The 12,033-nt window shown below is 49.9% G+C and carries 13 protein-coding genes; 7 read left to right on the top strand and 6 right to left on the bottom strand.

Translation table 11 applies throughout. The annotated features are described in order from the left end of the window. The first annotated feature begins 41 nt into the window (after nucleotides 1-41). From Q366_RS20185 to Q366_RS07905, 3 genes are all read left to right on the top strand, one after another. Nucleotides 42-1,274, top strand: a complete 1,233-nt coding sequence (locus tag Q366_RS20185; protein ID WP_051957903.1) for a phospholipase A — start codon at nucleotides 42-44, stop codon at nucleotides 1,272-1,274. A gap of 208 nt (nucleotides 1,275-1,482) precedes the next feature. Continuing rightward, the gene (locus Q366_RS07910) at nucleotides 1,483-3,183 is read left to right on the top strand and encodes a 4Fe-4S dicluster domain-containing protein (RefSeq protein WP_035237853.1); all 1,701 of its coding nucleotides are present in this window, start codon (nucleotides 1,483-1,485) and stop codon (nucleotides 3,181-3,183) included. After that, nucleotides 3,180-4,013, top strand: a complete 834-nt coding sequence (locus Q366_RS07905; protein ID WP_035237852.1) for a CoB--CoM heterodisulfide reductase iron-sulfur subunit B family protein — start codon at nucleotides 3,180-3,182, stop codon at nucleotides 4,011-4,013. The genes Q366_RS07910 and Q366_RS07905 overlap by 4 nt, the downstream gene beginning before the upstream one ends. 128 nt (nucleotides 4,014-4,141) lie before the next feature. On the opposite strand, the gene Q366_RS07900 is transcribed toward Q366_RS07905, so the two are convergent. The 6 genes from Q366_RS07900 to Q366_RS07880 all read right to left on the bottom strand — a co-directional run bounded on the left by Q366_RS07900 (nucleotide 4,142) and on the right by Q366_RS07880 (nucleotide 8,300). Next, nucleotides 4,142-4,678 (bottom strand): gamma carbonic anhydrase family protein, encoded by a 537-nt coding sequence (locus tag Q366_RS07900; protein WP_035237851.1) that lies wholly within the window; start codon nucleotides 4,676-4,678, stop codon nucleotides 4,142-4,144. Between the two features lie 15 nt (nucleotides 4,679-4,693). After that, nucleotides 4,694-6,115 carry a glycine--tRNA ligase gene (locus Q366_RS07895; RefSeq protein WP_035237850.1) on the bottom strand — a complete coding sequence of 474 codons (1,422 nt, stop codon included), beginning with the start codon at nucleotides 6,113-6,115 and terminating at the stop codon, nucleotides 4,694-4,696. Then, nucleotides 6,085-6,282 carry a hypothetical protein gene (locus Q366_RS21260; RefSeq protein ID WP_156968137.1) on the bottom strand — a complete coding sequence of 66 codons (198 nt, stop codon included), beginning with the start codon at nucleotides 6,280-6,282 and terminating at the stop codon, nucleotides 6,085-6,087. The genes Q366_RS07895 and Q366_RS21260 overlap by 31 nt, the downstream gene beginning before the upstream one ends. Nucleotides 6,283-6,285: 3 nt before the next feature. Next, a complete protein-coding gene (gene fumC / locus Q366_RS07890; RefSeq protein WP_035237849.1) occupies nucleotides 6,286-7,677 on the bottom strand; it encodes a class II fumarate hydratase in 1,392 nt (463 codons plus the stop codon). A 190-nt stretch (nucleotides 7,678-7,867) separates the two neighbouring features. Then, complete coding sequence (locus Q366_RS20795) at nucleotides 7,868-8,053, bottom strand: type II toxin-antitoxin system YoeB family toxin (RefSeq protein ID WP_084691749.1); 186 nt, start codon at nucleotides 8,051-8,053, stop codon at nucleotides 7,868-7,870. Beyond that, nucleotides 8,022-8,300 carry a type II toxin-antitoxin system Phd/YefM family antitoxin gene (locus Q366_RS07880; RefSeq protein ID WP_035237847.1) on the bottom strand — a complete coding sequence of 93 codons (279 nt, stop codon included), beginning with the start codon at nucleotides 8,298-8,300 and terminating at the stop codon, nucleotides 8,022-8,024. The genes Q366_RS20795 and Q366_RS07880 overlap by 32 nt, the downstream gene beginning before the upstream one ends. A 250-nt stretch (nucleotides 8,301-8,550) precedes the next feature. On the opposite strand from Q366_RS07880, the gene yciA reads away from it, so the two are divergent. The 4 genes from yciA to Q366_RS07860 all read left to right on the top strand — a co-directional run bounded on the left by yciA (nucleotide 8,551) and on the right by Q366_RS07860 (nucleotide 12,033). Then, on the top strand, nucleotides 8,551-8,946 hold the full coding sequence (gene yciA, locus Q366_RS07875) for an acyl-CoA thioester hydrolase YciA (RefSeq protein ID WP_035237846.1): 396 nt from the start codon (nucleotides 8,551-8,553) through the stop codon (nucleotides 8,944-8,946). A gap of 107 nt (nucleotides 8,947-9,053) precedes the next feature. Further along, nucleotides 9,054-9,680, top strand: a complete 627-nt coding sequence (locus Q366_RS07870; RefSeq protein ID WP_035237845.1) for a nitroreductase family protein — start codon at nucleotides 9,054-9,056, stop codon at nucleotides 9,678-9,680. A 201-nt stretch (nucleotides 9,681-9,881) separates the two neighbouring features. After that, nucleotides 9,882-11,267, top strand: a complete 1,386-nt coding sequence (locus Q366_RS07865) for a TrkH family potassium uptake protein (protein ID WP_051957902.1) — start codon at nucleotides 9,882-9,884, stop codon at nucleotides 11,265-11,267. Nucleotides 11,268-11,370: 103 nt separating this feature from the next. Further along, entirely contained in the window at nucleotides 11,371-12,033 is a 663-nt protein-coding gene (locus tag Q366_RS07860) for a potassium channel family protein (protein WP_035237844.1), read from the top strand.

Genomic DNA, 12,033 nt, shown 5'->3' with positions numbered 1-12,033 from the left:
GTCCAAAAAATGCGGTGATTAAACCGTTGCGGAGCGTTTCCATGTCTTATCCCTTGAAAATAAATCGGTTTACAGCTGTGTTTTTTGTGATCTTTGCCCTGGGTGCAGGTCCTTTTCATTTAAGGTCTGCAACGGCTGGCACACCAAATGTATTTATTGTCCCGCCCCAGGAAAACGCCGTGGCAGGCCAGCCTGTCCGGTTTACGCTGTTTGTCCAGAATTCCGGCACCACGGATATCATTTCAAAGGATTATCATTCTGTCATGGTCACGGTGGGTCTAAACGACCAGAAGCGTATGGTGAAGGCCATTTGTATGGAGACCGTCCCTGACGGCATAGTGACGGTTCCGGCCGGCGGATTCGCCAAACTGACCTATGAGTTTGAACTGCCCCGGGACATGGCCGGAACAATCCGCCTGGCCCTTGGGGATTTCAAGTCTGGCCCGGTATTGTTTTCCGCTGCCCCGCCTGTTGAATCCCAGGCCCGGGAAGCGGAAAATCCAGGCCGGGAGCAACTGGTCATCGGAGAAAAGCAGAACGAATTCGAGCCCTTTTTGAAAAATCTGTCTGCCTATGAGCCGGTCTATTTCCTGTTCGGTGTGGACCCGGGGATGGAAAAAAGCAAATTCCAGGTCAGTTTTAAGTACAAACTGTTCAACGCGCCCTTTGACAGCCGGGGGCTCAATTCCCTGCTGGATGGGGTTCATCTGGCCTATACCCAGACCTCTTACTGGGATCTTAAATCAGATTCCAAACCCTTTGATGATTCCAGTTATAAGCCCGAGTTGTTTTATCTGGTGCCCAAAATTGATTTAGCGCTGCCGTGGGTTAAACTCTTCGGGGTCCAGGGCGGTTTTCAGCATGAGTCCAACGGCAAGGGCGGGGATGATTCCAGATCCACCAATTACATATATATCAAACCGATTATGGCGGTTTCACTTTTTGAAAAGGCTTATCTGACCCTGGCCCCCAAATTGTGGGTCTATGTGATGAATGAGGATGAAAGCAACCCGGACCTGGCAGATTTTCGAGGATATTTTGATTTGCAGGTCCAGGCAGGCATTCCCATGGGCCTGTGCCTGGATACCCACACAAGATGGGCTGACGCGGGGCCCAGCATCCAGGCGGACTTAAGCTATCCATTGACCTCATTTTTCAACAACGGACTTAATCTCTACCTGCACCTGCAGTATTTCAACGGATACGGGGAACGCCTGAAGGATTACAGCACAAAAGAAGAGATCTTCCGGATTGGTTTTTCCCTGAGCCGGTAATGCGGATCATTCACACATTCCAGTGTAAAAATATAAGTGTTTGCTAAAAAATATAATTGACAATATCATCGTATTGTAATATGCCAACAATTTATTTTTGTGCTCCTTTTGAGCCGTATTTATGTTGAGTAGCATTTATGTAACATCCTTTGGCGCCCTGATTCGGGGCTCCTGGATATCATCTCTAAATTTTACTGGGAGATAATTAATGCCGTTGTATGATTTATTAACCGGCCCAATGCTTTATACCTGGAGTTTTTTTATTGCGTTGGCAGTATTTTTCATCGGAATCCTTTACAGAATCATTGGATTTTTCCGGTTAAACATCGGACCGAACCTGCCCGTATTCACTATGGCAGGCCGGATAAAAGCGTTTTTGTCCGGCCTGTTCGGCATCCTGGCCTCGCCTGCCCGGATTTTCCATCTTTTCAAGACGGTTATTCTGGATGTCGTGCTTCAATTGCCGCTGCTGCGCCAGGATTTCCTGAAGTGGGTTATGCACATCTGTATTTTCTGGGGATTTGCAGGGTTGTTTTTTTTCCATGCCCTTGAAGGCTATGTCAGCGAAGTAATTTTTTCAAATTACCTGTCCACCCTGAACCCGTTCATGGCCCTTCGGAATATCGCCGGTGTAATGGTGATGGCGGGACTGGTCATTGCCGTATATCGCAGGAAAACCCATTTTCGCTTGAGACAGATCAGCAGGCGGCCCGATTACCTGGCAATCGCCCTGCTTGCACTCATCATGATATCCGGTTTTGGCCTGGAGGCCGCGAAGATCATCTCTTCGGGTGTGTTTTACGAAATGGTGGAGGAATATGGCTCCTTGGACGAAGAGGAACTGCCGGCGCTTAAGGCTGTCTGGCAGGAAGAATTCAATGTCCAGTTCCCCGGGGAGACCATCGAGGTCACCCCGGAACTTATGGAAGAAGGAGAGCTCCTCAATGAAGACAATTGTGCTGCCTGCCATGCCAACCCAAGATCTGCCTTTGTCTCCTATCCGATCTCCGTTGCCATGACGCCTGTTGCCGGTTTTTTCAACAGGAACCGCCTGGATGCACTGATACTGAAGATTCACTTTTTAAGCTGTTTTCTCGCCTTGGCCTACCTGCCTTTCAGCAAGTTCCTGCATATCCTGACAACCCCGGTAAGCCTTATGATTTCAGGACTTGCAGGACAGCAGATAAAACGCGATGAGAACAGGGCCACCCGCCGGGTCTTTGATCTTTCCGCCTGCACCCAGTGCGGCACCTGCACCAGCCACTGTGCCGTGGGGCCTTTATATGAAATCCTTGACAACCCATGGGTGTTCCCCTCGGAACGCGTAACCCGCATCCGGGAGTCGGCATGGGGACGGCCGATGGAGCCGGAATCAAGGGATGCTTTTTCCCTGGGCAGTTTTATCTGCACCATGTGCAACAAATGTTCCCAGATCTGTCCTGCCGGGCTGGACTTGCAGGATATCTGGAAGGAAACCCGGGAGCGGCTGGCAGAGGAATCTCTTCCGGACCCCGTTATCCGGATAAGGGACCTTCGCAAAAAACAGACGCCTGAAAAAGCCGGACTTCAAACCCCTGTGGTGATCAAACCCGGGAAAAATCCTTTGATTGCATCCTTGAAAAGATCCTTCCAGACCGCTACGTTTTCACAATGTTATACCTGTCTGACATGTACGAGCACATGCCCGGTGACAGGTGTTACCGGCGAAATCAGGGAGTTCGGATCAGCACCCCACCAGGTCATCCATGCCCTTGTTCTGGGGCAAACCGATCTGGCAAAGGATGCTTCCATTGTCTGGGACTGCCTGACCTGTTATAAATGCCAGGAAAATTGTCCCCAGGGCGTCAGGATTACGGATATTTTTTATCAACTTAAAAACATGGTATACCACCAGGAATTTGGAATATGAAATACGCGCTATTCTCAGGATGCAGAACCGGATTTGACATCCCCCAGCATCCAAAGTCGGCCAAGGCAGTTTTATCCAGGCTCAATGTTCAGACCCAGGAACTTGATTTTGGATGTTGCGGATACCCTGCCAAGGAAAAAAATCTGGATGCCTTTCTTTTGCTGGCCATACGGAACCTGGCCATGGCCCAGGCCCATAACCTGCCTGTATTGACCCTGTGCAAGTGCTGTTTCGGCTCCCTTAAACAGGCAGAATATTATTTTAAAAATGATCCCGACAAACAAGTCCGGATCAACAGTATACTGCAAAAGGAAGGGCTGTACTATGACGGGGGTGTCAAAATCCATCACATGCTGACCCTCCTGGACCGGGAAATCGATCAAGATCTTCTCCGGCAGTGCATCACCCATCCCCTTGACGGGATAAAAGTCGCCCCAAGCTACGGCTGCCATGCCCTGCGCCCCTCAACCATCACCGGGTTTGATGACCGTCCCAATGCACCGACGATATTTGAACGGATTATCGCACTGACCGGGGCAGAACCCGTAAACTGGTCCAGACGCCTGGAATGCTGCGGCAATCCCCTGTTGGAGAAAAACAGCAGCCTGGCCCAGACTTTTATTCTGGAAAAATATAAAACAGCGGAACAGGAAGGTGCGGATATCATCTGCATGGCATGCAATTATTGCCACATGCAGTTTGAACACGGCCGGGATCTTATCCTGAAATCAGGATCAACACCTCCCATCCCTGCCATGCTCATTACCCAATTGCTGGGCCGGGCCATGGGGCTCGAAAAGGACCGGACAGGGGCGGAAACTGCCGCCTAAAACCGTGCTTGGCCGAAAAGTTGCCCAGCGGCAAGGCGCAGAAAAATTTGTAACCGGCGCATACTAATGTATGTGAGGATTGCAAATTTTTCTGCAACGCCGCAGATGGGTGACTTTTCGTTCAAACACTATTTAATCTCATAAAACAGATCGCTGGAACGATATTCCCTTGCATGTTCCACATAGCCATCAGAGGCTCTTTTCAGCATCCGATCAACCTCTTCCCGGTTTTCGTAAACTTTTTTGACCTTGCCAGGCGACCCTGTAACCAGTGAATAGGGTGGAATTACCGTTCTTTCCAGAACAAGGGTACCGGCCGCGATGACGCAGCCTTCCCCGATGACGCTTTTGTTCAGGAGAACAGCACCCATGCCGATCAGGCAGCCGTCCCCAATGGTGGTGCCGTGAACACAGCAGTTATGGCCGATGGTAACGCCGTTGCCGATGATCAAAGGGATGTCTTTGGCCACATGGCCCGTGCAAAGATCCTGAATATTTGTGCGTTCACCAATGCGGATTCCGGCGACATCTCCCCGGATAACCGTTTGAAACCACACCGAAGAATCCCGGCCGATTTGCACATCACCTATAATTTGGGCACTCGGTGCGATAAAAACGGAGTCGTGGATATCCGGCACAATATTGTTGTATGAATACAAAGGCATAAAATCAGGCTTTCGTTAATATGTAAATTTTTCCCGGAAAAAGGGAACCAGTTCATCTATTTTCATGCGCTGCTGATCCATGGAATCCCGCTCCCGGATGGTGACGGCATTGTCGTCAAGGGATTCATAATCAAAGGTGACGCAATAGGGGGTGCCGGCCTCGTCCTGGCGGCGGTAGCGCTTGCCGATGCTGCCCTGGACGTCAAAATCCATGTTCAGCCCCAGTTGCTGTACCAGGGTGTCAAAGATAGACTTTGCATTGTCGGCAATTTTTTTGGCCAGGGGCAATACTGCAATTTTCACAGGCGCCAACTGGTTGTGAAGATGCAGCACCACCCGGGTGTCCCCCTCTTGAATCTCTTCTTCTTCATAGGCGTCGCACAAAAATACCAGGGCGGAGCGCTGTACCCCGAGGGACGGTTCAATGACAAAGGGGATGTACTTTTCCCTGGCAGCCTCGTCAAAATACTGCAGATCCTTGCCTGAGTGCGCCATGTGCTGGCTCAGGTCATAGTTGGTCCGGGAGGCGATGCCGCACAATTCCCCCCAGCCAAAGGGATACTGGTATTCAATATCTGAGGTGGCATTGGAGTAATGGGACAATTCCGCCGGGTCATGGTCGCGGAATCTAAGATTGTCCGGGGTAACGCCCAGGCCCAGGTACCAGTCCATGCAGAATTTTTTCCAGAAGTCATGGCACTCAAGATCAGTACCGGGTTTACAGAAATATTCAATTTCCATCTGTTCAAATTCCCGGGTCCTGAATACAAAGTTGCCCGGGGTGATTTCGTTCCTGAATGCCTTTCCGATCTGGGCAATCCCAAAGGGGATTTTTTTGCGTGAGGTGGTCTGGACATTTTTAAAATTGACAAAAATACCCTGGGCGGTTTCCGGACGCAGATAAATGTCCTTTCCCTCGCCTTCAACCACACCCTGCTGGGTTTTAAACATCAGGTTAAAGGCCTTGGGCAGGGTCCAGTCAAGGCTGCCGCACTGGGGACAGGTGATGTTCTTGGCATTAATAAAATCCAGCATATCCTGGGGCGGGGTTTTTTCCCCGGCCCAGTTGGCGGGCTGTTCACCAGACCCGTTGTCCTGCTGCCAGTTTTCCACAAGCTTGTCAGCCCGCTCTCGGGATTTACATTTTTTGCAGTCCATCAGCGGATCGGAAAAACTGCCCACATGGCCGGAGGCTTCCCAGGTGGTCGGATTCATGAGGATGGCGGCGTCCAGGCCCACCATATCAATGCGCTCGGTGACAAATTTTTTCCACCAGGCCTCTTTCAGATTTTTAAGCAGTTCCACTCCCAAAGGACCGAAATCCCAGGCATTGGCAAGTCCGCCGTAAATTTCAGATCCCGGATATACAAATCCCCTGCGTTTACAAAGTCCAACGACTTTGTCCATCAATGTTGTTTCTTTTTTTGGTTTAGCCATTTTCCACTCCATGTTCCAAAACCGCCCGGATGGTGTCCAGGGCCAGCCCGTTGTAATTTATCAATATTACTAATTATAATGATACCCATGATATTTCTGGAATTTTCACTTTTAAAAAGAGGTTGAATATACATGATTTTTATATTTTGCTGAACTGTTTTTTTCAAAAGTTACTTTTGTCCCAGAATCATGGTTTCGGGGGTGACCCATTCATCAAATTGCCCGGGCTGGACCAGGCCCAGTTCTGCGGCTGCCTCTTTTAAGGTCATGCCGTCCCGGAGCGCTTTTTTGGCGATCCGGGCCGCATTGTCATATCCGATGTGCGGGGCCAGTGCCGTGACCAGCATCAGGGAGTTTTTCAGGTGGCGTTCAATCACCGGGATGTTTGGGGCAATCCCGGCCAGGCAATGGGATGTGAACGAGGAGAGGGTGCCGGCCAGAAGGGTAACGGATTGGAGCAGGTTATGGATGATAACCGGTTTAAATACATTTAGTTCAAAGTTTCCCTGGCTGGCGGCAAAGCCGATGGCCGCATCGTTTCCCATGACCTGGCAGGCCACCATGGTGGCGGCTTCTGCCTGGGTGGGATTTATTTTTCCGGGCATGATGGAGCTGCCCGGCTCATTGGCCGGGATATTCAGTTCTCCGATGCCGCACCTGGGACCGCTGGCAAGCCACCGGACGTCATTGGCGATTTTCATCAGATTGGCAGCCAGTCCTTTGAGTGCGCCACTGGTGAACACGATCTGGTCATGTCCGGTAAGGCCATGGAAGGTGTTTTTGATCTGTTTGAACGGATGGCCGGTTGACCCGGCAAGTTCTTCTGCCACGGCTTTGCCGAACCCCTGGGGCGCATTCAGGCCTGTCCCCACCGCTGTTCCGCCAATGGCCAGGGGATAGAGTGTTTCCAGGGCTTGTAAAATCTGGTCCCGGCTGCTCCGGACCATGGCTTCCCAGCCGCTGATCTCCTGGCCAAGTGTCAGCGGGGTGGCATCCTGGAGATGGGTGCGGCCGATTTTAATGATCTGTGAAAACTTACGGGATTTCTCTTCAAGGGTGAGACGCATGCGGTCAACTGCGGGAAGCAGGGTGTCATGGATCTCAAACACCGCTGCGATATGCATGGCAGCCGGGAATGTATCATTGGAGCTTTGGGATTTGTTCACATGGTCATTGGGGTGGATGGGCCTGGTATCATCCAGTTGCCTGCCGTCAAGCAGGGCGGCCCGGTTGGCAATGACCTCATTTAAATTCATATTGGTCTGGGTGCCGGAGCCGGTCTGCCAGACGTGAAGGGGAAACTGGCTGTCGTGGTCGCCGTTCAGGATTTCATCGCAGACCCGGATAATCAGATCTGCCCGGTGGTCATCCAGCAGCCCCATTTGTCTGTTGACGGCTGCACAGGCTTTTTTAAGCCGTGCATAGGCATGGATCAGGGCCCGGGGCATCAACTCCCGGCCAATGGTAAAATTCTGACGGCTGCGTTCGGTCTGGGCACCCCATAATGCGTCTGCGGGCACCTGGATTGGGCCCATGGTATCATGTTCGGTTCGGTTCGCCATTTCTTAAATCCTTCTTTCGTCCCTTACTCAGGAAGGGGCGGATCTGTTGTGTCGGTTACGGGAATTATGGGCTCCCTTACAATCTGTACCTCGGGAGCTGCCAAGGATCATAACATCAGGTTATCATTTCAGATGTTTTTCCGGCGGTCAAGTCAGAATCCCTGTTATCACGGCCCAGGCGGTACCATCATCATCTTCCCTGAAAAGGATCCCGCATTACCGATTCTATCAACTGAAAGATACGAAGCGCTGTTTTTCGGTCAGTTTCAACCCAAGATTTCAAATCATCTCTAAATTCAGGTTGGAATACAGACTCTTTTTGCGTTTTTACACTGGATGCTTTTTTACTCAAAATCGATCTCAGCGCGAAGGTCATCGATTGTCTGTGAGATACCAGAGCCTTTTTTTACCCTATTGAGTGTCGTCAGGAGTCGCTTGGCATTTTTAGGGGAGCGAAGAAGATGCACTGTTTCAAGGATACCTGAAAGCTCGTCTGCACTTATCATGGCGACATCTTCGCATCCACGGCGCTGAATAATGACGACTTCTCTATTTGCCGTAACCTCATCCATCAAGGACGCTAAACTTGCCCTGGCTTGGGTGTATGTAGTTTGTATTGGCATAATACCTCCTTTTATTGTACAGACATACAGTTGTCTTCAGAGGGAATGTCAACATTTAGAACAACAGATTGATCAGGTAGCCCTTTGTGTCAGGATTTCCTGACAAGTCTACTCCTGACAAGTCTACCCCTGACAAGTCTACTATTGATCCCTTGATCAAATATGGTTTATATAGGATCTTATTTCATTTCACCCGCACAAGATAGAATATAATTTAAACAGTGATCATAATTAATCAGAGAGGGTATTCATGGAAGATAAAAAACAGCCACAGGGAGACCTGCTTCTCCGGACCCAGACAATGCCGGCAGATACCAACCCAAACGGAGATATTTTTGGGGGGTGGGTCATGTCCCAGATGGATATTGCAGGGAGCATCCTGGCCAAGGAGGCGACGTGCGGACGTGTGGTGACCATTGCCGTGGAAGGTATGAAGTTTATCGAGCCCATTCAGGTGGGCGATATCTTTTGTTGTTATGGTTACGTGGAAAAGATAGGGAATACCTCAATTACAGTGAAGTTGGAAGTGTGGGTCAAGCCCATACTTAACGCCTGCGGTGTGGCGCGTTATCAAGTTACGGAAGCGCGATTTGTGTATGTTGCCATTGATGAAAACCACAAGAAAAGGCAAATTCCCAAAAAGTAAAACAGTTGGTATATGTTTCAGTGTTACCGGGCATGATGCCCATAAAGTAAGTTTTGGGTAATTAAAAGCATGTAATCTTCAAAAGAAACAGGAGATAGGGAAATATTATGAATTTTGAGCAGATTACTGAAAACAGACGGTCCATTAACTTTTTTGACCCTGAAAAAGAGGTTCCCCGGGAAAAGATCAAAAAAATGGTGGAACTGGCCAGTCATACACCTTCCAGCTTCAATCTCCAGCCCTGGAACCTGATGGTTCTTCAAAACAGGGAGCAAAAGGAACAGCTCAAAGCCCTGGCCTGGGACCAGCCCAAAATCGTTGAAGCCCCGGTCATCATGATTGTGCTGGCAGATAAAGAAGGATGGAAACAGGGCCATCCCGGATTTGAACGGACCTGGCAGGAGATGGTCAAAATTGGTATGCCCGAGACGCAACGGGATTGGTTCCTAAACGCCACAAATTCCTTATACAACTGGAGCCCGGATGCCAACCTGGCCTTTGCTGCCAAAAACGCGGGATTCTTTGCCATGAGCCTGATGTATGCCGCTGTGAGTTTAGGCCTTGATTCCCATCCCATGGACGGATTTGACCATGAAGGCGTAAAAAAAGCATTCAATATCCCTGACAGATACTGGATTACAATGCTGCTTGCCGTGGGATACAAAAAATCCGGGCTTGTACTTGATCCACCTAAATGGCGGAAGACCTATGAAGAAATCGTCGTTGACTTTTAACCCTGAAGCGCCCATTTTAGCCCCGCATTGTCAATGAAGTTTGATTTTCATGGGCTGGCAGCGTAATATTGGGGCCAATGGTTTCCGGTGCTGTCTTGCAAATGAACGAACCAAAGACAGTGCCGGATTAATTTTTATAGGCAGTGTTCATCCGGATGATTATGGATTTTCATTTCTTTAAAAACGCAATTTGGGCTGAATATGACGTTGCTGCACCGTAAGGAGCCCACCCGGAAAGGGAAGGTGCTGTCCCCGGGCCGGGTCTCCATGCTCAGCTATGCCGTGTTGATACTGCTTGGCGCGTTTTTGCTCCTTTTGCCTGCATCCACTGAAAAAGGACATCTGGGCTTTATTGATGCGCTTTTCACATCAGCTTCCGCCGTGTGCGTCACAGGGCTTGTCGTGGTGGACACAGCTTCCACCTTCACCTTTTTCGGCAAAGCAGTGATCATGGTGCTGATCCAGGCCGGCGGCATCGGCATCATGGTTTTGTCCACCATGTTCCTGCTCACCCTTGGCAAACGGGTGGGCATGACCGGCTGGCAGATGCTCTCGGATACTTACAGTTACGGCCAGGGAAAAAACGTATATTCACTGGTCAAAGAAATACTGATCTTTACATTTGTCATTGAGCTGATCGGCGCGGCATTGATGCTGCCGGATTTTCTTTGCAGCTTTCCTGTGGACCAGGCCATCTGCTATGCGGCATTCCATTCGGTCAGCGCATTCTGCAACGCCGGTTTTTCTCTGTTTCCGGACAGCTTTACCCGGTATGGCGGCGGCTGGCTGATCAACCTTGATATCTGCTTTCTCATTATCACTGGCGGGATCGGGTTTATTGTCATGGCGGAAATCCGGCAAAAATTTTCATTTTCAAAACGCTGCTGGTCAAAACTCAGTCTGCACACACGGCTTACGCTGACTGCCACTTTGATTCTGCTGGCCGGCAGCACCCTGTTATTTTTTATTCTGGAATGGTCCAACACCCTTAAAACGCTGCCCCTGCATGCCAAATTTCTGGCCTCTTTTTTCCAGGCCGTAAACACCCGTACAGCCGGGTTTAATACCCTTGACATTGGCAGCCTGACCAATGAAACGCTTTTTATCAGCATTCTTCTGATGTTTGTGGGCACAGCCCCCGGCTCCTGCGGCGGCGGGGTTAAGGTGACCACCGTATCTGCCATCGCCATCCTGGGATATTCCAGATTCCGGGGACAGGAGTATCCCCATATTTTTTACCGCAGGGTGTCTGATGCCAGTATAACAAAGGCGGTGAGCCTGATTCTCATCAGTATGCTGGTGATTGTCATCGGCGTGGTGCTGCTCCAGCAGACGGAGATCGGCGATGTCTCCCATATTCAGACCCGGGGTGCCTTTCTTGAGATTCTCTATGAGGTGGTCAGTGCCTTTGGCACCGTGGGTCTGTCCACCGGTATTACGTCCGGATTTTCAGGGATTGGCAAACTGATTATTATATGTATCATGTTCATCGGGCGCTTAGGCCCCATGGGCATTGCCATGGCAGTCAGCAGAAAAGGCAAACCAAGTAAATTTTCCTATGCCCAGGAAAATATAATGATCGGTTAAAAAAATATGTCGGTTGAAAAAATATGATCGGTTGAAAGAATAGTGATCGGTTAAAAAAATATGATCGGTTGAAAGAATAGCGATTGGTTGAAGAAAGGGGTATATGAAACAGTTTCTGATTATCGGCCTGGGAAATTTCGGATTTCACCTGGCCACCCATTTATACCGCAAGGGCCATGATGTCATGGCCATAGATAAAAGCCCTGTCCTGGTACAATCCATTAAAGACCATGTCACCCAGGCGGTGGTTGCGGATGCCACGGATGCGGCCACCCTCAAAGAGTTTGGCATCAAAAATGTGGATACAGCCGTGGTGGGCATTGGTTCCGTACTCGGGGATTCCATCCTTGCGGTGCTCAACCTTCAGGAACTTGGCATCCCGCATATTGTGGCCAAAGCCATCAGTGATCCCCACAAAAAAGTTTTGGAAAAGCTGGGTGTCAAAGAGATTATCTTCCCGGAAAAAGACACAGCCCTGTCCATGGCGAAAAAACTGGACAACCCCAGCCTCATAGATTATCTGCCGTTTATGGAAGGGTATGGCATCATTGAACTGGCCGTGCCTGAAAAATTTATGGGCAAAAGTCTTAAACAGATCAACCTGACCAATAAATACGGTGTTCAGGTCGTTGCGATAAAAGGCCTGGACGCCGGGAATACACGGTTCTCCCCCCAGGCCGATCACGTTCTGAACCAGGGCGATATCCTGATTCTGCTCGGACCGGAGAAAGGGTTGGATACCCTGAAAACCGCTACCCAGAAATAG

Source organism: Desulfobacter vibrioformis DSM 8776, from assembly GCF_000745975.1.
GTDB classification, from domain to species: domain Bacteria; phylum Desulfobacterota; class Desulfobacteria; order Desulfobacterales; family Desulfobacteraceae; genus Desulfobacter; species Desulfobacter vibrioformis.
This window is presented reverse-complemented; position numbering and strand designations above follow the sequence as displayed.

Excerpts from the sequence above, each read along its gene's own strand:
- Q366_RS07900 (WP_035237851.1), bottom strand. The coding sequence starts at position 4,678 with ATGCCTTTGTATTCATACAACAATATTGTGCCGGATATCCACGACTCC.
- yciA (WP_035237846.1), top strand. The coding sequence starts at position 8,551 with ATGGAAGATAAAAAACAGCCACAGGGAGACCTGCTTCTCCGGACCCAG.
- fumC (WP_035237849.1), bottom strand. The coding sequence starts at position 7,677 with ATGGCGAACCGAACCGAACATGATACCATGGGCCCAATCCAGGTGCCC.
- Q366_RS20795 (WP_084691749.1), bottom strand. The coding sequence starts at position 8,053 with ATGACCTTCGCGCTGAGATCGATTTTGAGTAAAAAAGCATCCAGTGTA.
- Q366_RS07895 (WP_035237850.1), bottom strand. The coding sequence starts at position 6,115 with ATGGCTAAACCAAAAAAAGAAACAACATTGATGGACAAAGTCGTTGGA.
- Q366_RS07865 (WP_051957902.1), top strand. The coding sequence starts at position 9,882 with ATGACGTTGCTGCACCGTAAGGAGCCCACCCGGAAAGGGAAGGTGCTG.
- Q366_RS07870 (WP_035237845.1), top strand. The coding sequence starts at position 9,054 with ATGAATTTTGAGCAGATTACTGAAAACAGACGGTCCATTAACTTTTTT.
- Q366_RS07905 (WP_035237852.1), top strand. The coding sequence starts at position 3,180 with ATGAAATACGCGCTATTCTCAGGATGCAGAACCGGATTTGACATCCCC.
- Q366_RS07860 (WP_035237844.1), top strand. The coding sequence starts at position 11,371 with ATGAAACAGTTTCTGATTATCGGCCTGGGAAATTTCGGATTTCACCTG.
- Q366_RS07910 (WP_035237853.1), top strand. The coding sequence starts at position 1,483 with ATGCCGTTGTATGATTTATTAACCGGCCCAATGCTTTATACCTGGAGT.
- Q366_RS07880 (WP_035237847.1), bottom strand. The coding sequence starts at position 8,300 with ATGCCAATACAAACTACATACACCCAAGCCAGGGCAAGTTTAGCGTCC.
- Q366_RS20185 (WP_051957903.1), top strand. The coding sequence starts at position 42 with ATGTCTTATCCCTTGAAAATAAATCGGTTTACAGCTGTGTTTTTTGTG.